Annotated in this window: 23 protein-coding genes and 3 tRNA genes; 12 read left to right on the top strand and 14 right to left on the bottom strand. The window is 71.2% G+C overall.

The window, feature by feature from the left end:
- Positions 1-116 precede the first annotated feature (116 nt).
- Entirely contained in the window at positions 117-998 is an 882-nt protein-coding gene (locus RPX00_RS36625; RefSeq protein ID WP_406632316.1) for a LysR family transcriptional regulator, read from the top strand.
- Here the strand turns inward: RPX00_RS36625 and RPX00_RS36620 are convergent.
- Complete coding sequence (locus RPX00_RS36620) at positions 995-1,738, bottom strand: BTAD domain-containing putative transcriptional regulator (protein ID WP_406632314.1); 744 nt, start codon at positions 1,736-1,738, stop codon at positions 995-997. The genes RPX00_RS36625 and RPX00_RS36620 overlap by 4 nt on opposite strands.
- Positions 1,739-2,031: 293 nt before the next feature.
- Here RPX00_RS36620 and RPX00_RS36615 point away from each other — a divergent pair, with 293 nt between their 5' ends.
- Both RPX00_RS36615 and RPX00_RS36610 read left to right on the top strand, forming a co-directional pair.
- A complete protein-coding gene (locus RPX00_RS36615; RefSeq protein ID WP_406632312.1) occupies positions 2,032-3,228 on the top strand; it encodes a cytochrome P450 in 1,197 nt (398 codons plus the stop codon).
- A 10-nt stretch (positions 3,229-3,238) separates the two neighbouring features.
- Positions 3,239-4,219 (top strand): GNAT family N-acetyltransferase, encoded by a 981-nt coding sequence (locus RPX00_RS36610; RefSeq protein ID WP_406632311.1) that lies wholly within the window; start codon positions 3,239-3,241, stop codon positions 4,217-4,219.
- Positions 4,220-4,379: 160 nt separating this feature from the next.
- On the opposite strand, the gene RPX00_RS36605 is transcribed toward RPX00_RS36610, so the two are convergent.
- Positions 4,380-5,024, bottom strand: coding sequence for a lytic polysaccharide monooxygenase (locus RPX00_RS36605; protein ID WP_406632309.1), 645 nt, complete (start codon positions 5,022-5,024; stop codon positions 4,380-4,382).
- Between the two features lie 339 nt (positions 5,025-5,363).
- Here RPX00_RS36605 and RPX00_RS36600 point away from each other — a divergent pair, with 339 nt between their 5' ends.
- The gene (locus RPX00_RS36600; RefSeq protein WP_406632307.1) at positions 5,364-6,437 is read left to right on the top strand and encodes a hypothetical protein; all 1,074 of its coding nucleotides are present in this window, start codon (positions 5,364-5,366) and stop codon (positions 6,435-6,437) included.
- A gap of 223 nt (positions 6,438-6,660) precedes the next feature.
- On the top strand, positions 6,661-7,149 hold the full coding sequence (locus RPX00_RS36595; RefSeq protein ID WP_406632306.1) for a DinB family protein: 489 nt from the start codon (positions 6,661-6,663) through the stop codon (positions 7,147-7,149).
- A gap of 56 nt (positions 7,150-7,205) precedes the next feature.
- Here the strand turns inward: RPX00_RS36595 and RPX00_RS36590 are convergent, their stop codons facing one another.
- Together RPX00_RS36590 and RPX00_RS36585 are read right to left on the bottom strand one after the other, a co-directional pair.
- Entirely contained in the window at positions 7,206-8,084 is an 879-nt protein-coding gene (locus tag RPX00_RS36590) for an alpha/beta fold hydrolase (RefSeq protein WP_406632304.1), read from the bottom strand.
- A gap of 48 nt (positions 8,085-8,132) precedes the next feature.
- Positions 8,133-8,711 (bottom strand): TetR/AcrR family transcriptional regulator, encoded by a 579-nt coding sequence (locus tag RPX00_RS36585; RefSeq protein WP_406632302.1) that lies wholly within the window; start codon positions 8,709-8,711, stop codon positions 8,133-8,135.
- 106 nt (positions 8,712-8,817) lie between these two features.
- Here RPX00_RS36585 and RPX00_RS36580 point away from each other — a divergent pair, with 106 nt between their 5' ends.
- Together RPX00_RS36580 and RPX00_RS36575 are read left to right on the top strand one after the other, a co-directional pair.
- A complete protein-coding gene (locus RPX00_RS36580) occupies positions 8,818-9,666 on the top strand; it encodes a helix-turn-helix transcriptional regulator (RefSeq protein WP_406632300.1) in 849 nt (282 codons plus the stop codon).
- An 87-nt stretch (positions 9,667-9,753) separates the two neighbouring features.
- On the top strand, positions 9,754-10,605 hold the full coding sequence (locus RPX00_RS36575) for an oxidoreductase (RefSeq protein WP_406632298.1): 852 nt from the start codon (positions 9,754-9,756) through the stop codon (positions 10,603-10,605).
- A gap of 30 nt (positions 10,606-10,635) precedes the next feature.
- Here RPX00_RS36575 and RPX00_RS36570 read toward each other — a convergent pair whose 3' ends face one another.
- The gene (locus RPX00_RS36570; protein ID WP_406632297.1) at positions 10,636-11,475 is read right to left on the bottom strand and encodes an NmrA/HSCARG family protein; all 840 of its coding nucleotides are present in this window, start codon (positions 11,473-11,475) and stop codon (positions 10,636-10,638) included.
- A gap of 157 nt (positions 11,476-11,632) precedes the next feature.
- Here RPX00_RS36570 and RPX00_RS36565 point away from each other — a divergent pair, with 157 nt between their 5' ends.
- Positions 11,633-12,169 (top strand): TetR/AcrR family transcriptional regulator, encoded by a 537-nt coding sequence (locus tag RPX00_RS36565; protein ID WP_406632295.1) that lies wholly within the window; start codon positions 11,633-11,635, stop codon positions 12,167-12,169.
- 4 nt (positions 12,170-12,173) lie between these two features.
- Here the strand turns inward: RPX00_RS36565 and RPX00_RS36560 are convergent, their stop codons facing one another.
- Both RPX00_RS36560 and RPX00_RS36555 read right to left on the bottom strand, forming a co-directional pair.
- On the bottom strand, positions 12,174-12,779 hold the full coding sequence (locus RPX00_RS36560; protein ID WP_406632292.1) for a response regulator transcription factor: 606 nt from the start codon (positions 12,777-12,779) through the stop codon (positions 12,174-12,176).
- Complete coding sequence (locus tag RPX00_RS36555) at positions 12,776-13,948, bottom strand: sensor histidine kinase (protein WP_406632290.1); 1,173 nt, start codon at positions 13,946-13,948, stop codon at positions 12,776-12,778. Before RPX00_RS36555 ends, RPX00_RS36560 begins: the two co-directional genes overlap by 4 nt.
- An 86-nt stretch (positions 13,949-14,034) precedes the next feature.
- On the opposite strand from RPX00_RS36555, the gene RPX00_RS36550 reads away from it, so the two are divergent.
- Positions 14,035-14,445 carry a hypothetical protein gene (locus tag RPX00_RS36550; RefSeq protein WP_406632288.1) on the top strand — a complete coding sequence of 137 codons (411 nt, stop codon included), beginning with the start codon at positions 14,035-14,037 and terminating at the stop codon, positions 14,443-14,445.
- Between the two features lie 46 nt (positions 14,446-14,491).
- Positions 14,492-15,292, top strand: coding sequence for a pentapeptide repeat-containing protein (locus RPX00_RS36545; RefSeq protein ID WP_406632286.1), 801 nt, complete (start codon positions 14,492-14,494; stop codon positions 15,290-15,292).
- Here the strand turns inward: RPX00_RS36545 and RPX00_RS36540 are convergent, their stop codons facing one another.
- The 5 genes from RPX00_RS36540 to RPX00_RS36520 form a co-directional block, all read right to left on the bottom strand.
- A complete protein-coding gene (locus tag RPX00_RS36540) occupies positions 15,293-15,460 on the bottom strand; it encodes a hypothetical protein (protein WP_406632285.1) in 168 nt (55 codons plus the stop codon).
- A gap of 244 nt (positions 15,461-15,704) precedes the next feature.
- Positions 15,705-16,610: an aminoglycoside phosphotransferase family protein gene (locus RPX00_RS36535; protein ID WP_406632283.1), complete on the bottom strand. Its 906-nt coding sequence runs from the start codon at positions 16,608-16,610 to the stop codon at positions 15,705-15,707.
- 139 nt (positions 16,611-16,749) lie between these two features.
- Positions 16,750-16,823 (bottom strand) — tRNA-Lys (locus tag RPX00_RS36530).
- A 1-nt stretch (position 16,824) separates the two neighbouring features.
- Positions 16,825-16,898, bottom strand: a tRNA-Asp gene (locus RPX00_RS36525).
- A 33-nt stretch (positions 16,899-16,931) separates the two neighbouring features.
- Positions 16,932-17,005 (bottom strand) — tRNA-Arg (locus RPX00_RS36520).
- Between the two features lie 554 nt (positions 17,006-17,559).
- Here RPX00_RS36520 and RPX00_RS36515 point away from each other — a divergent pair.
- A complete protein-coding gene (locus RPX00_RS36515) occupies positions 17,560-18,087 on the top strand; it encodes a CGNR zinc finger domain-containing protein (RefSeq protein WP_406632281.1) in 528 nt (175 codons plus the stop codon).
- 1 nt (position 18,088) lies between these two features.
- Here the strand turns inward: RPX00_RS36515 and RPX00_RS36510 are convergent, their stop codons facing one another.
- The gene (locus RPX00_RS36510; RefSeq protein ID WP_406632279.1) at positions 18,089-18,859 is read right to left on the bottom strand and encodes an SGNH/GDSL hydrolase family protein; all 771 of its coding nucleotides are present in this window, start codon (positions 18,857-18,859) and stop codon (positions 18,089-18,091) included.
- Positions 18,860-18,863: 4 nt separating this feature from the next.
- Entirely contained in the window at positions 18,864-20,054 is a 1,191-nt protein-coding gene (locus tag RPX00_RS36505) for an MFS transporter (RefSeq protein WP_406632277.1), read from the bottom strand.
- Positions 20,055-20,154: 100 nt separating this feature from the next.
- Between RPX00_RS36505 and RPX00_RS36500 the strand changes: the two genes are divergently transcribed.
- Positions 20,155-21,228, top strand: a complete 1,074-nt coding sequence (locus RPX00_RS36500; RefSeq protein ID WP_406632275.1) for a DUF5937 family protein — start codon at positions 20,155-20,157, stop codon at positions 21,226-21,228.

The following is a 21,228-nucleotide window of genomic DNA, read 5'->3' as shown; positions in this document are numbered from 1 at the left end:
GTCGTGGGGAAATCCCCTGCTTGCCCTCCATCTCATCCCGGACCCGGCGCGCCATCAACGCCGATCTCCGGCATCCAGCGATCGGGCAGACCGATCGATCAGGCTAGCCTGGTGCGGTGGACCGGATCGAGCTGGAAGCCTTCGTCACGGTCGCGGAGGAACTGCACTTCGGCCGCGCCGCCGAACGGCTGCACCGCGGCCAGCCGACGGTCAGCGACGCCGTCCGCCGCCTCGAGAACTCGTTGGGCGGCAAGCTGTTCCTCCGCACCAGCCGCCGGGTTTCGCTGACCGATCTCGGCGAAGCGCTTCTGCCCGACGCTCACGCCACCCTCGCCCAGCTGCGCCGCTTCCACCAGCGTGGCCGCTCACTGGCCGCCGGCGACCGGACGAACGCCACTCTCGTCGTCGCGCACGCCGAATACACCGCGCACCAAGTGCTGATGCGCTGCCTGCCGCCGCTGCGCGAGCAGTTCCCGGACGTCGCGATCGTGCCGGAGCCGATGCCGACCACCGCTCAGCTGGCCGCTATCCGCGCGGAAACCGTCGGGCTCGGCATCGGCTGGGCGACCGGCGGGATCAGCGGCGTGCGGGCGAGAGTGCTGTCCGCCGAACGGTTCGTCGCGCTCGTGCCTGAGGCGCATTCCCTTGCCGCACATGCCGAACTGACCGCGGCCGAGCTGTCCTCGACCGCGCTGTTGACCTGGCCGCACCAGATCAACAGCGGCCTCTGCGACCGGCTGCTGTCCGCCTTCCGGATCAGCGGCGCCGACCTGCGGATCATCCGGACCGCCGACAGCGTGCAGGCGATCGCCGCCCACGTCGCGGCCGGAACCGGCATCGGGATCACCGTCGAGTCGGCGCTGGACCACCAGCCGCCGGGCCTGCGGATCATCCCGCTGGCCGGTCCTTCGACGACCGCCGACCAGGTCGTCCTCCTGCCCGAAAAGCCGTCGAAGGTCGCGCTCGCGCTCCGGGACCTGCTGCTGCAGACGTCCTAGGGACACGCGCCGGACAGGATCCGGCCGTGCAGTTCCGCCAGCCGCGCGCCGGGATCGACGCCCAGTTCGTTGCGGAGGCGGCGGCTCAGCCCCGCGTAGCGGCGCAGCGCGTCCGCCTGGCGGCCGTGGCGGCACAGGACCGTCATCAGCTGCGCCGCGATGCGCTCGTCCAGCGGATGCTCGGCGGCGTAATGGTTCAGCGGCCCGAGCAGCTCCGAGGACTGCCCTTCCCGCAGGCAGATGTCGAACAGATCCAGCTCCGCGCCGAGCCGTTCGGCGGCGAACCGGCCGCGCAGATCCGCCAGCCACGCGGCGTCGACATCGACGAACGGGGCGCCGCGGCACAATGACAAGGCCGTTTCGTACGCCAGTTTCGCGCGCCGCCGGTCGCCGCCGGGCTGCCGGGCGCGCGACACCAGGGCGCGGAACCGGCACAGGTCGACGTCGTCATCGTCGACGATCAGCACGTATCCGCGGTGCCCGCGCGTCAGGATCAGCCGATCGCTGCACTGGAACACCGCGCGGAGCCGGGAAACGTAGCTGTAGAGCGCGTTGTGCACGCGCGGCGGCGGCGCCCCGTTCCAGACCCGGCTGATCAGCTCGCCGGTCGAGATCTGCACGTTCGGCTCGACCAGAAGCGCCGAGAGGAGCCGGCGCTGGCGCGGCGGGCCCAATGCGAGAGTCCTTCCGCCGACCCGGATTTCGACCTCGCCGAGAACCCTCACCTCGGTGGCGCACACGGAACCTCCCTGGGTTGCTTCCGGGATACCAGCCCCGCCGCGGTCGTTTCAAGGTCGCTGCAAGGTTTCGACAAGGCGCCCCGGCCACGATGGGCGACGGCCCGGGCAGCGACGCTCCACGCCGAGAACGCGCCCGGTGCGCCAGAACGGAATCCCGCCCCCTCGAACGGGAATCGGGAGGTGAATGCCCATGCTGTACCTCCACTGACCCGGCCGGGCCGCATCCGCGGGCGCGTCGTGACCGGGGCCGGCCGCGACGCGCCCGCTCCGACCCGCCGGAACCGGAGGACGACTTGGCACCGCAGCACGACCCGTACTACGAGCCGCTCGACCCGCGCGTGCTCGCCGATCCGCATCCGTACTACCGCAGGCTGCGCGAGGAACATCCGGTGTACTGGCACGGGATGCTGGGCTCCTGGGTGGTCACCGAGCACGCCGCCGGACGCCAGGTGATCGCCGATTCCTCCCGCTACGCCTCGGATTTCCGCCGCGCCGGGATCGAGGTACCCGCCGCGTCGGCGAGCCTGCAGCGGCTCGACCCGCCGGAGCACACCGGGATCCGCCGCCTGCTGGTCTCCGCGCTGCACCAGCTGCCGCAGCGCGCCATGGCCGAGCACCTGCGCGCCGCCATGACCGCCCGGCTGCTCGCGCTGGCCGATTCCCGCCCGGCCGACCTCGTCTGGGGCTTCGCCCGCCCGATCGCACTCGACACGATCAGCCGCTACCTCGGCGTGCAACCGCCGGACGGCGCCGATTTCGAGCTTCGCTCCAACGCCATCGTGCGCAGCATGGACGCCGGCCTCGACCCGTCGCGCGCCGAGGCCGGAAACCGGGCCCGCGCCGAACTGAGCGAACTCGTCTCCGGCTGGCTCGCCGACGAGAACCAGACCGGTTTCGTCGCCGCCGCGAACCGGGCGCGGTGCGCGCGAACGGGCATTTCCTCAGACCTGCTGGCGAATTCGCTGCGGGCGGTCCTGCACGCGGGCTACGAGTCGTCCAGCCGCCTGCTCGGCGCGGTCCTGCTGCGGCTGGCGCGCCGGCCGGGGCTGCTGGATCTGCTGTCCGGAGTGGACGGTGCCGAAGAACTCGCCGACGAGCTGGTCCGCCTCGACGGTTCGGTCCAGGCCGACGGCCGGATGTGCGTCGCCGACGGGGAACTGGGCGGCCAGCGCATCCGCCGCGGCGACACGGTGATCGTGCTGCTGGCCGCCGCGAACCGGGATCCCGCGGTGTTTCCCTGCCCGGACGAGGTGAATCCGCGTCCCCAACGCGGCCTTCACCTCGGATTCGGCCGTGGCGCCCACTCGTGTCTCGGCGCCGCGCTGGTCGGCCTGCAACTGCGCACGCTCTTCTGCTGCCTGCGGGACAACGGAATCACGCTCACCCTCGCCGGCGCCCCGGTCTGGGAGGACACCGCGACCCTGCGCGGGCTGACGTCGCTGCCGGTCCAGGTGTCAGTTCGCCGGACAGCGTCGCCGCGCTGGCGGTAACTTGGCGGACATGCTGGACGTGCGGCTGTTCGACGTCGACCGGGCGAGCGACGCGGAATGGGACGAGCTGCACCAACTGCAGTTTTCGGCCTACCAGGCGGATTCCCCGGAACGCCCGGCCTTCACCCGCCAGGAGACGATCTCCACGCTGCGCGCACCGCAGGTCCAGTCCGGCGAGCAGCTCGTGTGGACGGCGCACCGGGACGGCCGCCTCGTCGCCAGGGCGATCGTGAACCTGCCCGACGGCGGGACCGAGCACGTCGCCGCCGTGCGGATCCACGTGCACCCGGACGTGCGCCGGCAGGGCATCGGCACGGAGCTGCTGCACGCGCTGGAACCGATGCTGCGGGAACGCGGCCGGACCCTCGTGGAGGGATGGAACCTCACGCTCGGCGGCCCCGGCGAAAGCTGGGCGCAGGGGCTCGGGTTCCGGATCGTGCACACCGCGGTCCTGCAGATCATGGAGCTGAGCGAGGTCGACCGTCGCCGGTGGGAGGTCGCCGTGCCCGGCGGGTACCGGCTGGTGCGCTGGATCGGCTCCGCTCCGGACGACCTCGTCGAGGAGTACGCGAAAGCCCGCGGCGCGATCGCCGACGCACCGCTCGGCGGGTCCGGGCTGGCCGCGCAGGAATGGTCGGCCGACCGGATCCGCCGGATCGAAGCCGCTTGCCGCTCGCGGGACATCGAGCACCGGGCCGTCGTGGCGGTCGATTCCGAGGGCGAGGTCGCGGGCCTGACGGTGATGGAGTCGCGGCCGCTGATGCCGCACCGGCTGCAGCAGGGCGACACCGCGGTGCTCGCCGCACACCGCGGGCGAGGACTGGGGCTGGCGATGAAGTCCGCGATGCTGCGGTGGTTCACCGCGGACCGCCCTGACGCGGAACAGGTCTGGACCGCGACCGGGGCGGGCAACACGCACATGATCGAGGTGAACCACCGGCTGGGGTTCGCGACCGTGCGGACGGGGAGCGTGGTCAACCGGGAGCTGTGACGGCTTGCTTGGACAAGGAACGGCTTCGCTGGCCCCGGCAGCACTTGCCGGGGCCAGCGAAGCCGGTGATCACGCAGAGGCGGAGGCAGCGTGGTGAGCGTGGCCGCCGCCAGCCCGAAAGCATTCAGCTCGGCCGTGGCCTGGCTGTGCCTGCCGGAGATCAGCGGAAGATCACGTCCGAGCAGGAGTAGAAGGCTTCGCCGGAGTCGGGCCAGTGGCGTTGCCAGATCGAGTAGATCAGGTGCCTTCCGGTGCGCCCGCCGGGAATGTTCGCCTTGAGCTGGTAGGCGTTGCCGGCGATCGGCGGGTTGTCCTGCTTGTAGAACGGGGTGTCCTCCAGGTCGGACCACTTGAGCGGTTTCGTCGGGTCGTAGCCCGGCTTGGTGACGTACAGCTCGAAGGTGCCCTCGTGCGCGGCGGTCAGCTGGTACTGGAAGGTGTACGGGCCGCTGCTCGGCAGCGTGGTCGCCGGCCAGTCGGCGCGGGCGAGGTCGAGCCCCTTGTACTTGTCCCGGCCGGCGCTGCACAGCTTGCCGTCCGGGATGATCTCGCGGCTGTGGCCGCTGGCGTCGCCGATGTTGACCTCGTCCCAGTCGTAGATCGGCCAGCTGTCGCCCGCCGCGACGGCGGCCTTGCACGCGGCGGACTGCGGGTCCTCCGGACCCTCCTGGAAACACTGCATGATCCGGCTGACCGGGTTGCCCATCGAGCCGTGCGCGAGGGCGGGGACGGCGGTGAACGCCGAGGCCGTGCCGAGCACGGCGGTCAGTATCGCGACTTTGACGGCGGAGCGGGAAAACTTCATCGCGCGGTTCCTCTCACGAGAGGTCTAGACCACACCACGGTAGGTGCCCCGCTACGACGGCTTGTAGGCCCGAAAGTCGGGCGCGAGCGATTTCGCGCGTGCTCCCCTCGCCTCGGCGCCCCGGACGGCGCGGGGGCTTGCGGCGTGTTCGCGGCGACCGGCATGCCCTATCTCGCTCCGCCGCGCCCCTCGGCAATGACTGTATGAATAATCTCAGTTATCCATATACTCCTTCACCTCTCCGTCCAGTCATCAGTTTGTGTTTTGTATCTGATACCTCAGGTTTGAGTATTGAAACCCTAACTGTAGAGTGTCTTTCACCTGCGGAAAGGGGCATTGATGGAGACCGAGGGGCCGCCGATCCGGCGTGGGAGCCGGGAGGAGCGGCGGGAGGCGACCGTGCGCGCGCTGGCCGCCGGGGACGAGGCGGGGTGTGCTTACTGCGGGCGTCCGCTGCCGCCCATCCCCCGGCAAGGCGGGCGGCCGACGCCGTACTGCCCGGCCGATCCGGAGCGGTACGGGAAGTGGGGCGCGAAGGTCGTCACGTGCGCGATGCTCGACGAGCAGCGCGAGATCTGGGTGACCGTCTACGGCCCGGACCAGCCGATGACCCTGCTCGACACCCAGGCGCTCGACGAGCAGCTCGGCTCGGCGCTGTCGGCGCTGGATCCGCTGCACGCTGAGCTGTCCGCGTTGCGCACGCACGTCACCGACCAGACCGCGGCGGCCATCGCGGCTCGGGAGGAGGCCGAGTCCGCGCGTGACGAGGCGGTGGAGCAGGCCCGGGCGGCGAACGCGGAGCGCGCGCAGGCGGTGAACGCCGCAGAGGAGGCGCGTGCAGCTGAGGCTGAGGCGCGCCAGCAGTCCGAGGCGGACCGGAAGGAACGCGACGCGGCGCTCGCGGACGCTGCTGCGGCAAGGAAAGCGCAGGCAGCCGCGTTGGCCGTGCGCGATGAGGCGGAGAACAACCGGCAGCGGGCGCTCGAGCAAGCAGCCGCGGCACACGACCGGGTCACCGCGTTGCAGCGCGAGATCTCGGCGTTGCGGGCGACGGCTGTGGAGGACTTGGAACAGGCTCGCCGCGCCGCGGCGGAAGCGCAGCAGGAACTCCGGACGTCGCTGACCGCGGAACACGAGAGCCGGATGCGCGACCAGGAACGACGGTTGCGCGAGCAGGCGGCCGAGGCGGATGAGCGGGTGCGGGGCGTCCAGGCGGCGGCTGATCAGCGGGTCGCCGAATCCGCGGCGCAGTTGAGTGAGGCGACGAAGGGGTACGCCGAGACGCTCGCGCCGTTGCACGCTGAGCTGGGAGAACTGCGTGCTCGCGTCGCGGCGCAACAGGCGGAGTTGGACGAGCTGCACCAGCTTCGCGAGGCGGAGAAGCAGGAGGAACCAGCGGAAGACGCTGAATAGCTGGGTGCCGCTGCACGACACAAGCGGGTCGTGCAGCGGCCGCCACGCCCGGCCGGGTTGTGGTTGAATAACTTCCGAACCGCCTGCGGTGCCTGTCCCGGCCCGCATCGGCGCGCTCCCTCTGGTGAGCATTCGAACGATCCCGGCCTCGTCAGGTCGTCCCCCGAAATCACGCGGGCGTTGTCCGCGAGTCCCCGTCCTGCCCAAGAAACGGAGTAGAACCATGCCCACCGAACGCATCACCGACGGCAGCGAGCGCGCGCTGCTGGAGAACACGCTCGACCGCAACCGCGAAGCGCTGGTCGAGACCCTGCGCGGTCTGTCCGAAGAGGACGCTCGACGGCGGCTCGTCGCGTCGCTGTCGACGCCGATCTCCGTGGTCAAGCACGCCGCCGCGGCGGAACGCATTTGGTTCCAGCGGTTTTGGGCCGGGCTTGAGGAGTCCGAATGCGACGGGTACTCGAAGCGGGACGTCGGGACCTTCACCGTCACGGACGAGGAGACCGTCGAAGACGTGATCGCCGAGTACGAGCGCGCCAGTCAGCGGTCGCGGGAGATCGCGGCGCGTTTCAGCCTTGACGACACCAAGGAATTCCCCGGCGAGGGCACCGTCAGCATGCGCTGGACGCTGCTCGCGATGATCCAGGAATTCGCCCGGCACGCGGGGCACGGCGACATCCTGCGCGAGCAGATCGACCAGCCGCTGTCCTGACCCGGGGCTTCGGCGGTGCCGCGCGGAACCCCTGGGGGTCGTGCGGCGCCGCCGGGCTACTGGTGTTTGGCCAGGAACGGCAGCAGGGCGTCGGCCATCTCGTCGGGGACCTCCTCGGCGAGGTCGTGCCCGGCGTCGAAAACGTGTCCGGTGACGTCGTCGGCCATGATCCGCATCTGCGCTTCCGCGCGTTCGCCGATGAAGGCCGACCCGCCGAGCGCCAGGGCGGGGATGTCGAGTTTCCGTTGCGCGGCTAGCCGGTTCTGCTCCGCGTCGACGAGCATCGACCGGTAGATCGCGAGCATCGCGCGGATGCCGCCGGGCATGGAGTAGCAGCGGACGTACTCCTCGATCGCGTCGGGCGTGGCGCTGTCCGGACGGCTGCGTTCGAACTTGATCATGTACGTGATCAGCTCGCGTTCATGGCCGGCGATCAGCATTTCGGGGACGTCCGGCTGGAAGTAGAAGCCCAGATGCCACAGGTGCATCCCGCTGGCGACGTTTTCGGGGGTGAGCGCGGTGTGGTCCTCGAAGCCGAAGCCGGGGAACAGCGCTTCGGCGAACACCAGCGCGGTCACGCGGTCGCGGTGGCGGGCCGCGAGCTGGTAGCCGATCACCGCGCCCCAGTCCTCCCCCACGACGGCGTAGTTCTCGTGGCCGAGGCTCGTCATCAGGGCGGCGACGTCGTCGCTCATCGTCGCGGAGTCGTATCCGCCGGCGGGGCGGGCGGAATCGCCGAGGCCGCGCAGGTCCGGGACGACGACGGTGTACTGCGGCGTCAGCTTCGGGACGAGGTACCGCCAGTGGTAACCGGTTTTGGGCACGCCGTGCAGCAGCACCACCGCGGGGCCGGAACCCGCCGTCCGGTAGTGCAGGCTCGTTCCGTTGACCGTGGCGCGGCCGGTGCGCACTGGCGTTCCGTCGTGGTCGTGCATGGAATCCTTCTTTCTTGAACGTGCGATCCAGATTGACGGCAGAAAAACTCAGCCGAGGACGGCCAGGGCCACCTCCGCGAGGGATTCGAGGGCGCGGACGTCCGGGGTGATCTTCGCGGTGACCAGCAGTCCATTGAGGAAGGTGACCAGGAAGGCGGCCAGCGTCTGAGGATCGTGCCGTGCCGCGATCTCGCCTCGCTCCGCCGCGACGCGCAGCACCTCGGCGAGTGCGTCGCGGCTCGCGTCCTGCATGTCCTGAACTGTGCGGCGGGTCGCCGGGTCCCCGGGCAGGCGTTCGCAGACGGCGTTGACCGCCAGGCAGCCCCGGCCGTCGTCCGCTGCGGCGATCCGGATTCGCTCGACCAGCAGCGTCCGGATCGCCGAGCGGGCGTCGGCGCCGTTCTTCAAGCCCTCCACGGCAGTTGCCGCGAGCGTGGTGCGGTAGTGCTCCAGTGCGGCCCGGTAGAGGCCGTCTTTGTCGCCGAACGCGGCGTACAGGGAACCCTGGCCGATCCTGAGGTGCTGGGTCAGTTCGCGCACCGAGGTCGCTTCGTAGCCGCGCGTCCAGAACAGCTCCATCGCCTGGCTCACGGCCGCTTCGGTGTCGAACTCGCGTGTCCTGACCATGACCGCACTGTACCTCTTTCTGGATCGTGCGTTCAAGAAAGAGGGTAGTACTGGCAGGGCCAGCTACGCCCTTGGTGATCTTGGGGGCGGAAGGCAGACTCGAGGCATGGGCAAGAACGACTTGGGCGAGTTCCTGCGGGCCCGCCGCGCGGGGCTCACGCCGGACGAGATCGGTCTTCCGGCCGAGTTCGGCGGCGGCCGCCGGGTCGCCGGTCTGCGGCGCGGCGAGGTCGCGCAGCTGGCCGGGGTGAGCACCGAGTACTACACCCGGCTGGAACAAGGCCGGGCCCGGCAGCCGTCGGAACAGGTGCTGCACGCCCTCTGCGACGCGCTGCGGTTCGACGACATCGAACGGCGGCATCTGTTCGCCCTCGCGGGCGCCACCGCCGGGCACCAGGACCGGACGGACCACTCGGCACGGCTGCGGCCCGCGCTGCGGCAGGTGCTGGACTCGATGGAGCTGGCGTCCGCGTTCGTCAGCGACCGGAATCTCACGGTCGTCGGCGGGAATGCGTTGTGGGCGTTGCTGTTTCCCGGGGTGGCCGAGCTGCCGCGCCAGGAACGCAGCATGGCGCGCTGGACGCTGCTGGATCCGCGGGCGCGTCTGGTGTGGTGCGACTGGGAGCGCGTCGCCCGTGACTACGTGCACGGGTTGCGGCTGGCCGCGGCCGCCCAGCCGCGCAATCAGCGGATCGCCAACCTGATCGGCGAGCTGATGATGCGTTCGCCCGAGTTCCCGGCGTGGTGGTCGGAACACCGCGTCCAGGAACGCAGCACCGGTCTCAAACGGCTTCGTCATCCGGTGGCGGGCGATCTGGAACTGCAGTACGAGATCTTCACCTCGGTCGCCGACCCGGGACAGTCGCTCGTGGTCTACACCGCCCAGGCCGGGTCGCCGTCCGAAGAACGCCTGCGGCTGCTGGCCAGCTGGGGCAGCGAACCCGCCCGGTCCTGACCTTCTTGCCCGAACCGGCCCCGTCGTGTCGCGGGGCCATGCCGTCGTGCCCGCGCACGCGGCCTCTTCCACGAAAGGACCATCGCAGTGAGCAAGACCTTCCTGATCACCGGCGTCAGCACCGGCCTCGGTCTCGCGATCGCCCGGCGAGCCCTGGCGGCCGGGCACCGGGTCGCGGGCACCGTGCGCACCGAAGAGCACGCGGCCGCCTTCCGGGCGCTGGACCCGGAGCGCGCCCACGCCTACCTCCTCGACCTCACCGACGCGGACCGGATCGACCCCACGGTGCGGGCGATTGAAGCGGAACTGGGCCCGGTCGAGGTGCTCGTCGCCAACGCCGGCTACGGGCTCGAAGGCACCTTCGAAGAGTCGCCGATGGCCGATCTGCGCCGTCAGTTCGAGGTCAACGTCTTCGGCACGGTCGCGACCGTCAAGGCGGTCCTGCCCGGCATGCGGGAGCGGCGCGACGGCCAGATCTTCGTCATCACCTCGATGGGCGGGCACACCACCTTCCCCGGGCTGGCGTTCTACGAGGGCAGCAAACACGCGCTCGAAGGCATCACCGACACGCTCGCCCAGGAGGTCGGCCAGTTCGGCGTGCGGGTCACCGCGGTGGCTCCGGGCGCGTTCAAAACCGACTGGGCGGGCCGGTCGCTCGTCCGCGCGCCGCGCAGCATCGCCGACTACGACGAGCTGTTCGACCCGATCCGGACCCGCCGCCAGAAGCTCGCGGGCCAGGGCATCGGGGACCCCGACCGCGCGGGCGACGCGATCCTGAGCCTGCTCGACGTGGACAACCCGCCGGTGCATCTCCTGCTCGGTTCGGACGCGCTGCGCCTGGTCACCGCCGGACGCCAGCGCGTCCAGGCCGACTTCGACGCGTGGGAGAAGCTGACCCTCTCCACCGACTCCACCGAGGGCGGAGTGACCGTCGCGTGAGGCCGGGGCCGCCGGGGTTCGGCGGCCCCGCTACCCGAGCCAGGCGGCGAAGTCCAGCAGGCCCGGGTGTTCCTTCCGCAGGGCCGGGATGTCCGCGTGCCAGCCGACGGTGTTGGCGAAGTCGTAGCCGGCCAGGGCGTCGGGGTCGGTCAGCGCTTCGCGCGGGATCTGCCGGTAGGTGACCGGGCGGCTCAGCGCCCGCGCCATCGCCTGGGCGATCTGCGGCATGGTCAGCTCGTCGCCGGCGAGTTCGATGGTCCGTCCGGCGTACTCGGCCGGGCGGGTGAAGGCCAGCGTGGCGAACGCGCCGATGTCGGCCGCCGCGACGAGCTGGACCGGGGTTTCCGGGAGGAAAACGTCGGTCAGCACGCCGTCCCGGACGCCCAGCCGCGGGTGGAGCTGGTTCTCCATGAACCGGACCGGACGCAGCGCGGTCACCGGCAGGCCGAGGTCGCGGGCGTAACGCTCCAAAGTGGACTTGGTCTGCCAGCGCGTGATGCCGTGCGGGGCGTCCGCGGAACCGACGGAGGCGTACACGAAGGTGCGGACACCGGCTTCGGCGGCGGCGTCGGCGACATTGCGGCCGTAGCGGAGTTCGTCGTCGAGCGTGAAATCGGGCGGGGTGCCGGGATAGCCGAGGGTCGGCTGGACGCTGAAGACGCCGTCGACCCCTTTCGCGGCCACGTCGAGCGAGCTGCGGTCGCCTAGGTCGCCGCGGACGAGTTCGGCACCGGCGGCGGCGAGTGCTTGCGCGGCGGGGGTTTCCGGGTCGCGGACGAGGGCGCGGACTCGCTGTCCGGCGGCCAGCAGGCTGCGGGCGGTCGCGCCGCCTTGAGTGCCGGTGGCTCCGGTGACCAGGATGGTGGTCATTTTTTCTCCTGTTGCTGGGTTTTCAGCTGGTGTGCGCGGCCGATGGCCAGGTTGTCCTCGCGCGGGAGCGCATCGGACCTCCTAATCGGGGACTGTCCCCGTTTCCTGTCGGCTACGATACGGGGACAGTCCCCGATTAGGCAACCAGGAGGCGGCGATGCGGGCCGACGCGCAGCGCAACTACGACCGGCTGGTGGCGGCTGCGCGAAACGCCTTCGCGGAGCAGGGGGCCGACGCTTCGCTGGACGACATCGCGCAGCGCGCGGGAGTCGGAAACGCCACGCTGTACCGCCACTTCCCCACTCGTCAGGCGTTGCTGGAGGCGGTCTTCCGCGAGCACATCGACGCGTTGTGCCGCCGGGCTGAGGAGCTGAGGGCCGCGCCGTCTCCGGGCGCCGCGTTGCGGGAGTGGCTGGGCGAGGTCATCGCGCACGGGAGCGCGAAGCGGGGGCTGGCGGCGTCGTTGCTGGCGGCGCTGGGCGAGGACGGTTCGTCTTGCCGGGCGGCGGTATTCGAGGCGGCGCAAGGGTTGTTGACGCGGGCGCAGGACGCTGGCGAGGTCCGCTCGGAAGTCTCGGTCGGGCAGGTGTTGAAGCTGGTCAACGCCGTCGCGCTGGTCACCGAGACGGAGCCGGACGCGGGTGGGCAGGCGGCCGGGTTGCTCGATCTGATCTTTCACGGCCTGGCCGCGTAAGCGGCTACAGCCACCCGCTCGTCTCGGCGACCCGGACCGCCTCCGCGCGGGTGCGGGCCTGCGTTTTCCCGATCGCTGACGACAGGTGGTTCCGCACGGTCCCCGCCGACAGGCCGAGGGTCGTCGCCAGGTCCGCGACCGTCCCGCCTTCCGCGGCGGCGCGCAGGACGTCCGCCTCGCGGTCGGTGAGCGGGCTCGCCCCGCTGGCCAGCGATTCCGCAGCGAGCGCCGGGTCGACGAACCGCAGCCCGGCATGCACTCGGCGGATCGCGTTGATCAGCTGTTCCGGGCGGGAATCCTTCACCACGAATCCCGCCGCGCCGGCGGACATCGCGCGTGATAGGTAGCCGGGGCGGCTGAAGGTAGTGCAGATCAGCACGCGGCAGTCCGGCAGCGCGTGCCGCAGTTCGGCGGTCACGGAGAGCCCGTCGCGGCCGGGCATCTGGACGTCGACGAGCGCGATGTCCGGCGTCGTCCGTTGCGCGGCGGGCACCACCTCGGTGCCGGAGCCGACCTCGGCGACCACTTCGAGGTCGGATTCCATCCGCAGCAGGGAGGCCAGTGCGCCGCGCACCAGCGCCTGGTCGTCGGCCAGCAGGACCCGGATCACGCCGCGCCTCCAGTCGCCGGCCCGCGGGCGAGCACCCGGAACCCGCCTCGCGGGCCGCGGCCGTGTTCGAGCGAGCCGGACACGACGGCCATCCGCTCGGCCAGGCCGGTGAGGCCGTGCCCGGGGACGACGTCGGCCGGCACGGTGCCGTCGTCGGCGATCTCGAGCCAGTCGCGGCCGACGCGGATGCTGCAGCGCTGGGCGTCGGAATGGCGGAGCACGTTGGTCACGGCTTCCCTTACTACGTAACCGAAAACGCCCTGCAGTTCGGGAGCGACCGCATCGGCCGCGGCAGGCAGTTCGGCCTGGACCCCGGCGGCGCGCAGGGCCACTTTCGCACCGGCGACCTCGGTCGCGAGCGACACCGTGCGGTAGTCGGAGACGGTGGCGCGGACGTCGGAAAGGGCCTCCCGGCACAGGCCTTCCAGGTCGCGGATCTCGGCGAGCGCCGGGGCGGGGTTGTCCGAGGACTCCAGGATCCGGCGCGCCAGGCCGAGTTTCAGCGTCATAGTGGAGAGGCTGTGGCCGAGGACGTCGTGCAGATCCCGGGCGACGCGCTGCCGTTCCTGGTCGACCGCCAGCCGCCGGACCTGCTCGCGGGCCAGTTTGAGGTGGCCGACGGTGAACGTCAGCGCGTAGACGATGCCGAGGATCGCGGTGACGGCGACGAGCGTGAGCACCTCGCCCCAGCCGACCCGGCCGTCCTTGACCGCCATCCACGCGATCTGCGCGGCCGCCGTGCCGAAGCCGAGCGGCAGGGAAAACCGCAGCGGCAACAGCATGAGCCCGATCGCGATGGCGTAGGTGAGGCAGGTCAGGTACACCGGCGAGCCCAGGATCAGCGCGGGCAGCGTGCCGAGCGTGAACATCACCGCCACCATCGCGATCCGCTGCCGGCGCAGCGCGACCGGGCCGAACCACAGCACCAGCAGGTACGCGAGGGCGTAGCAGCAGAGGAAGCCGACGGCGAGCGCCGTGCGCACCGGGCCGTTGCGGCCGTCCCACAGCTCGACGACCCAGACGGCCAGGAAGCCCATCATCAGGCCGTTGACCGCCACGGACCGGACGCGGCCCCGGTGCAGTTCGGAGGCGCCGCGCAGCGGGTCCGTCCAAAAGCTCCAGTCCGGCCACTGCCGGATCGAGAAGCGGTCCGGATCGGTTTCGCGCACGTCGATCATGGTACGACCGCCTCGCGCATGATCACCCATGACAAACGGCACGGGCGGTTCCGGCAGGGCGATGCTGGAGTGGCCGCATGTTGCACGCGAAGAAAACCGGACTGGCGAGCAAGCGCTACGAGATCACCCGCGACGGACAGCCGCTCACCGTGGTCGAAGCCCGGTCCGGCGGGCAGTTCCAGCTGGGTGGCACCGGGTATCGGCTCGGCACGCGCCAGCTGCTGGCCGCCGACGGGTCGGTGCTCGCTCGTGCGACCCGGCCGGGACGGCGGGAGTGGAGCGTCGAGAGCGGCGGCGAGGTGCTTCGCTTCCGGCGGACCGGCCGCCGCGACCACGCGCGGATCGACGAGGCCGGGAACACGATCGGCACCGTCAGCGCCCGCGCCGCCGACTTGCCCGGCGTTGAACCGGAGCTGCAGGTGTTCGTGCTCGCGCTGCTGGTGATGCGGGCGCGCCGCCGACGCGTCGTGGTCGTCGCCGGGAGTTGAGCGGGGACTACCCTTGGCGGGTTCGTCCGCCTTCGCTGGAGAGACCTTGCCCGACCGCCGCACCCTGACCGCCGACTGCACGAGCTGTTTCGCACTCTGCTGCGTCGCGCTCACCTTCACCAAATCCGCTGATTTCGCCATCGACAAGCGCGCTGGCGACCCGTGCCCGAACCTGCTGGCCGACTATCGCTGCGGCATCCACGATCGGTTGCGGCCCAAGGGTTTCGCGGGCTGCACCGGGTACGACTGCTTCGGTGCCGGACAGCAGGTGTCGCAGGTGACCTTCGGCGGCCGCAGCTGGCGCGACGCCCCGGAAACCCGCGACCGGATGTTCGCCGCGCTGCCGGTGATGCGGCACCTGCACGAGCTGCTCTGGTACCTGACTGAGGCGCGCTCCCTGGACGTGACCCGCGAGATCCACGCGGATCTGGACGCCGCGATCGCCGACCTCGAGCAGGCGACGGCGGGAGACGCGGACGCGGTGCTGGCGATCGACGTCGACGCCCGCCGGGCCCAGGTGAACCCGTTGCTGGCGCGCACGAGCGAACTCGTGCGCGCCGGTGCTGGCCGGAAGAAGGACCGTCGCGGTGCCGACCTCATGGGCGCGAAGCTCGCCGGGGCGGATCTGCGGGGTGCGAACCTGCGCGGCGCGTACCTGATCGCGGCCAATCTCCGGGGCGCGGACCTGCGTCGCGCGGACCTGATCGGCGCGGATCTGCGCGACGCCGACGTCCGCGGAGCCGACTTCACCGGCAGCATTTTCCTTACCCAGTCCCAGGTCAACGCCGCCCGCGGCGACCGCTCGACCAAGCTGCCGCCGCGGCTGGCCCGGCCCGGGCACTGGTAGTCAGCGCGGCCGGGTGGACCCGACGACCACCCCGCCGAGCCGGGCGATCCAGGCGCCGCACACACAGCGGAGATAGTCGGCGCGGCTGCCCGCCGACGCGGGCACGACAGCGGAGGCGGGCAGCTCGGCCAGCGGCCAGCCACAGCGAGGACAGCGGTTTTCTTCCATGCCCGCCATCGTGCGGTAATGGTTCAGTGCAGTTCAACCCTTACGGATTTGGGTGAGTCGCGCGCCGTGGTGTCGATCCACGTTGGCGGGGCTTATGAGGCTCCGCTGGTTGCCGAACCGCGCGCGGTGCCGCTGCGGGGGTTCCACAGCGGAAAATGGTGGGGACAGCTGTTCCGTCGGCGGCGCTGCCCGCGAGAGGCCAGCGCGGCTTTGGGCGGAACACCTCGATAACGCGTCGGCGCGATCAGGCAGCGAGCCCGTCGCGCAGAACGCGATCGAGCGCCGCCCGCCCCGCCGGTCCCCAGTGCGGCTTGCCGCCGGGAAGTCCGCGGTCTCCGTTCTGTCCCATGAGCAGCAGGAAGAGGCTCTTCAGTGCGGCCAGCCCGCGGGCGCGCCGGATCGTCGCCTCGTCCGCCCGCGCGTAGGTGTCGAAGAACCGCGCGGCCATCCCCGCGGGCAGCAGCACCCACGCGGCGGCGAGGTCCCAGGCCGGATCTCCGGCGAACAGGTCGCCGAAATCGACGATGCCCGAGAGCGTCCCGTCCGTGACGACGACGTTCGCGGGATGGAGATCGCCGTGCACCCACACCGGCGGGCCGTCCCACGCTTCGGCCGCGACGGCGTCGTCCCAGACCGCCCGGACCTCGGCGGCGACATCGTCCAGGGCAACCGCTTCGAAGAACTGCTGGAAGCCCTCGGTGCAGTCGCGAGGATGGGCACCGCGGTCGGCGGCGATCGGCGCGTCGGCGGGTGCTGGCACGTGGAGCGCGCGGAGGAAGTCCGCGAGGGTGTCGGCCGCGTGGGCGCCTCGGCTGATCGTGCTGTGGTCCAGCGGTTCGCCGGGCACCCAGGTCATCACGGTCCAGTGCTTGGGGAACCGCTCCGACGGTTCGCCGGACCGCACCGGGGCTGGGACCGGCAGCGGCAGGCGCGGGGCCAGCACGGGCAGCCACCGGCGCTCCTTCAGTTGGAATTCCGGCGTGCGGTCCATCCGCTGCATCCGCACGACCAGTTCGTCCCCGAGCCGCCACATCTGGTTGCCCCACCCGCCCGGCACCTCGCGGACCGCCAGGCCGGCGAGGTCCGGATGCTGGTCCCGCAGCAGGTCCCGGACCAGGTCCGCGGTGATCTCGATCTCGGTGTCGGTCATGGGAGGCCACGGTACTGACTCGCCGCCGCGCCGCGTGCCCGCCACGTACGTGTCCTGTGCCGCTCGGCACCACGGTCCGCGAGGTCGACGGCGGGCGGTCGTGTTCTGAGCCGCTCGGCCGCGGTCTCGAGGGCGAAAGTGGGCCGCCAGGGACTCGAACCCTGAACCCGCCGGGTAAAAGCCGGCTGCTCTGCGCTGTTGAGCTAACGACCCCCGCTCACGACGGGACTCGAACCCGCGATTCTCCGCATCGACAGTGCGGCGCCCTTGCCGCTGGGCCACGTGAGCAAAGGCTCCGGCGCTCCCCCGGCGCCGGGCCGGTACCCCTGCCAGGACTCGAACCTGGCACCTCCGCATTCGTAGTGCGGCGCTCTCTCCCGCTGAGCTACAGGGGTGATGGTGAAGGAGGGAGTCGAACCCTCAGTGCCGCGAAAGGGCGTCCGGTTTACCGCCGGGTGGGGCGCCGCCGCCCGTCTTCACCGTGCGGGTCCGGCCGCGCTCGGCTGCCGGACCCGGCGCTCGTCCTGGCCGCGGGTGAGGCGACGGGGACGAGCCTGGGAAAAAGTCTTGCTCCGCTGTGCAGTTGTCAAAGAACCTCGCTGGCCATCGCGAAATGGGCAGCAGGAAATACGCTCCCGCGCCGGGAGACAATTGCGTCCGAAAAAGAGAAGCCGCCCGGGTCGGTTTCCCCGACGGGCGGCTCTCGTCATGACGATGGCTACGTCACGACGGGAAACCCGCACGTCCGAGGAGGCCGCCTTTTCGGCAGGTGCGGCGCTGATCGCCCGACGAACACCGGGCGGCGGCCGGATACCGGCCTCGCATGTCCGTCATGAGCGCTCCTTGATCCGTTCTCGTGCATTCATCTTCGCCTGCCCGCAAGCGGCGGGTCAAACGTATTTTCCGGCCGGACTTTTCCGCGCCGCGCGGATCGTGCTGTAATGGTCGAGTGCACTTCAACCCTTACGGCGGCGCGGGCGCGCAAGTAGCCGCCGACCTGGCCACCCTTTCCCAGCGCGACGACGTCACGGCCGCCGAGGTGCGGACCGCCGGGCGAGCGCACGAGATGGTGCTGCCGCGCATCTCCGCGGACGAGGCGGAGCGGATTCTCGCGTGGGGGCGGCGCTTGCACCGGGTGTTCGTCGCGGAGACGACGGCGGAACGGGTCGATCTCGTCAACGGGCTGCTCGCGGTCGCCGCGTGCCGGCCCAATATCGCCAGTCACGACGGGAAAGCGCCGCATCTGCACTACTCCAGCGAGGGCGCGAGCGTGGTCGAAAGGTTCTACGCCTACACCGCCGGCGGGCTCGCGCATCTCGTGTGCGAGGAGCCGCACCGGCTCGGCGTTTGTGCGCGCGAGGGGTGCGGCGTCGCGTTCGTGGACACGTCGCGTAACGGCCGCCGGCGGTTTTGCTCCACTCGCTGCGGCACGCGGGTCAATGTCGCCGACCATCGCGCGCGGCAGCTCGCGGGCTGAACTATCCGGCGACTGTCTCGTCGAAGGACTGCAGTTCCGGGTATTTCGGGGCGATCGTGTCGCCGGAGGACTCGCCGCGCAGACGGCGGCCGATCCACGGCAGCGCGTGTTCCCGGCCCCAGCGGAGGTTCGCCGCGCGCTGTTCCCGCGTCGACAGGCGAGGGCGCGGTCCCAGCGCGACGTGCGTGAGGCTGTGCTGCACGCCCAGCGCGTCGAGCACGGCGATGGCGATTTCGGTGTGCCCGGCGGCGTTGAGGTGCAGCCGGTCCGGGGACCACATGCGCCGGTCGCGCAGCTGGCGCATCGACCACATGTCCACCAGCAGCGTCTCGTGCCGGGCGGCGATGCCGCGCACGTGCTCGTTGTAGATCGCGACCCGGCCGCGGATCTGCCGGAACAGCGCGTCTTCCACGCCGTCGACGCCGGTGAACAGCAGCACCTGCGCGCCGGCCGCGCGGAACCGGGCCACGGCGCGTTCGTAGGAGTCGGCGAGGCTGTCGATGTCGACGCGCGGCCGCATCAGGTCGTTGCCGCCCGCGTAGACGGTGACCAGGTCCGGCTTCATCGCCAGTGCCGGTTCGACCTGCTCGTTCAGCACCTGCGGCAGGAGTTTCCCGCGCACCGCCAGATTGGCGTACCGGAACCCGGGCTCGCGCGCCAGCACCTCGGCGACCCGGTCGGCCCAGCCGCGGACACCGTTGCGCGCGGACGGGTCGTCGTCCCCGACGCCTTCGGTGAACGAATCGCCAATACAGACTAAGCGGTTGGTCATTGCCTCAGTCTAGGCCGCGCTTTCCCTGTCCGGCCACGGCGCCCGCGGACAGCAGCGTCGCCCCGGCGAGGCTACCCCAGAGCGCGCCCGCACCGAGCGGAGCGAGCGCGGTGATCGCCGCCGGGGACACGGCGAGCCCGATGCCGGTCGACAGTTCGAAGCGCGCGATCGCCCGGCCGAGGAGGCGGGAGGGAGCCACTGCGATGACGAGCGCGGTGGCGCTGCCTGCGTAGATGATCTCGCCGATGGTGCAGACCACCGAAACCGCCGCGATCGCGGGTGCGGCCCAGCCTGGTCCGAGCGAGGTCGCCGCGCAGAAGCCGAGATACGACACAGCCAGCACTACTCCCCCGGCCGACAACGCGATCCGCCGGGAAACCCGCGCCAGCGCGACGGTGACCGGCACTTGCAGGGCGACCACGAGCACCGTGTTGGCCACGAAGACCACCGCCGACCACACCGGGGACGCGTGCAGATACGCGGTCAGCACCAAGGGCAGCGCGATCTCCGGCACGTTGAGGCAGAACGCGTAGATGACGTTCGCGGCCAGCAGTGCGCCCATCCGCGGCGCGCCCTCCTCCGTCGGGGCCGCGACGGTGGCCGGGGCGCGCAGGTGGACCGACCACGCCAAACCGGCGGCGGCCAGATACGCGAGCCCGGTGCCGACGGCCATGGCGCGCAACGCGTCCGAGCCGCCGGCCAGGCACGCGGTGGCGAGCAAGGCTCCGATGCCGAGCGCTGCGTTGCGGAGGGAACGGCTGGCGGCGAGTGCCGCGTCGCGTTCCCGGCCGACGGCGAGTGTCGCGACGAGGGCTGCGTGCGCGGCTGGCCAGGCTTGGTTGCCTGCGGAGAACAGAACTGCCGCCGCGACGAACGGCCACAGCTGCCCCGTCGGGGTCGCCAGCAACATCGCGACGCCCAGCGCACGTACGAGCATCGAAGCGGCCACCACGGTGCTGCGCGCGCCCCGGTCCAGCCATCGGCCCACGGCGGGCATGCAGCCGAGGCCGGCCAGGACGCCGGCCGTCATCGCGGCCCCGGTGGCGGGTGCGGACAGGCCGAGCACGGTTACGCCGTAGATCAGGAGGAACGGGCGCAGCAGGCCGGTGCCGATCGCGTCGACGGCCATGGCGGCCGCGTAGCGCGGTCCGCCGGAGACGCGGATCAGCGCGGTCGGCCGGATCTTGGTGGTCATGCCGCCGACAGTGCGGCGCTGACCTGGTGCGGAGCACGCCGATTCGCAATTTCCGTCAACCGGCGAAGAACCGGGGCGGCCGATCGGCGATGCTGGGGCGGTGACGTTGAGGATCGACATCGCCGGGCTGCCTGCCGAGCAGTTGCGGTTCGCCGCGTCGCCGCTCGCGGAGCTGACCGCGATGCTGCACGTGCTCGCCGAGCCGGCGCATCATCCGCACTTCGCCGGGTGGGCGCGCGAGGTCTGCGCCGGGATGCGGCCCGAGCTGGCCGAACGCGTGCGGGAAGCGGACTCCCTGTGGCGTTCGGCCCAGGCCGACTTCCTGTTGCCCGCGCATCCGCGTCCGACGCTCGCCGAAGAGCTAGCCGATGTCGACCTGATCGACGACGAGACGTACGCGACCGCCGCGCTGGTCTCGACCTGCGGCAGCACCCGCATCGCCGCACGGTCTCCGCTCGCCGACCCGGCTTCGCGCGAGCGTGCGCTGGACCTCGCACAGGCACGCGGTCCTCGGCAGGAAGCATTCGCGGAAAGCCTGCTGACGAACCCCTCCGCCACGCGCGCCCGCGTTCGCGACACCCTCGAACAGTGCGCCGAAACGTTCTTCGACAGCGCGTGGGCGGGTCTCCAGCCGCAGCTCGCTGCGGACCTGCGGCACAAGCAGGATCTGCTGCGGCACAAGGGAATCCGGGCCGCACTCGACGCGGTTTCCGGCGCGGTGGCACTGTCCGAGGACGGCGCCCGCATCGTCATCGACAAGCTGCAGGACAAGGCGACCTCGGCCCACGATGGCGGAGTTACGTTCATTCCCAGCGTTTTCGGCACTCCGCACCTGGTCGTGGTCCACGCGGAGGGGTGGCGGCCGGTGGTGCAGTACCCGGTCGCCGAGGCGGCCGCGCCGGTGCCGCTGGACACGGTCGTGCAGCGGCTCGACGCGCTGGCCCATCCCGTTCGGCTGCGGTTGCTGCGGATGCTGGCCCGCAGTCCGCACACGACGGGCGAGCTGGCGCACAGCTGGGATCTGTCGGCGCCGGAGGTTTCCCGGCACCTTGCGGTCCTGCGGCGGGCGGGTCTGTTGACGACGCAACGGCAAGGCCGGTACGTCCGCTACTCGCTCGATCTGCCGCAGTTGTCTTCGCTCGGCACCGATTTGCTCGCTGCCGTGCTTCGCTGA

It is taken from the genome of Amycolatopsis sp. WGS_07, from assembly GCF_045278895.1.
Classification (GTDB): domain Bacteria; phylum Actinomycetota; class Actinomycetes; order Mycobacteriales; family Pseudonocardiaceae; genus Amycolatopsis.
This window is presented reverse-complemented; position numbering and strand designations above follow the sequence as displayed.

Excerpts from the sequence above, each read along its gene's own strand:
- RPX00_RS36610 (WP_406632311.1), top strand. The coding sequence starts at position 3,239 with ATGCTGGACGTGCGGCTGTTCGACGTCGACCGGGCGAGCGACGCGGAA.
- RPX00_RS36605 (WP_406632309.1), bottom strand. The coding sequence starts at position 5,024 with ATGAAGTTTTCCCGCTCCGCCGTCAAAGTCGCGATACTGACCGCCGTG.
- RPX00_RS36600 (WP_406632307.1), top strand. The coding sequence starts at position 5,364 with ATGGAGACCGAGGGGCCGCCGATCCGGCGTGGGAGCCGGGAGGAGCGG.
- RPX00_RS36595 (WP_406632306.1), top strand. The coding sequence starts at position 6,661 with ATGCCCACCGAACGCATCACCGACGGCAGCGAGCGCGCGCTGCTGGAG.
- RPX00_RS36590 (WP_406632304.1), bottom strand. The coding sequence starts at position 8,084 with ATGCACGACCACGACGGAACGCCAGTGCGCACCGGCCGCGCCACGGTC.
- RPX00_RS36585 (WP_406632302.1), bottom strand. The coding sequence starts at position 8,711 with ATGGTCAGGACACGCGAGTTCGACACCGAAGCGGCCGTGAGCCAGGCG.
- RPX00_RS36580 (WP_406632300.1), top strand. The coding sequence starts at position 8,818 with ATGGGCAAGAACGACTTGGGCGAGTTCCTGCGGGCCCGCCGCGCGGGG.
- RPX00_RS36570 (WP_406632297.1), bottom strand. The coding sequence starts at position 11,475 with ATGACCACCATCCTGGTCACCGGAGCCACCGGCACTCAAGGCGGCGCG.
- RPX00_RS36565 (WP_406632295.1), top strand. The coding sequence starts at position 11,633 with ATGCGGGCCGACGCGCAGCGCAACTACGACCGGCTGGTGGCGGCTGCG.
- RPX00_RS36550 (WP_406632288.1), top strand. The coding sequence starts at position 14,035 with ATGTTGCACGCGAAGAAAACCGGACTGGCGAGCAAGCGCTACGAGATC.
- RPX00_RS36540 (WP_406632285.1), bottom strand. The coding sequence starts at position 15,460 with ATGGAAGAAAACCGCTGTCCTCGCTGTGGCTGGCCGCTGGCCGAGCTG.
- RPX00_RS36535 (WP_406632283.1), bottom strand. The coding sequence starts at position 16,610 with ATGACCGACACCGAGATCGAGATCACCGCGGACCTGGTCCGGGACCTG.
- RPX00_RS36510 (WP_406632279.1), bottom strand. The coding sequence starts at position 18,859 with ATGACCAACCGCTTAGTCTGTATTGGCGATTCGTTCACCGAAGGCGTC.
- RPX00_RS36505 (WP_406632277.1), bottom strand. The coding sequence starts at position 20,054 with ATGACCACCAAGATCCGGCCGACCGCGCTGATCCGCGTCTCCGGCGGA.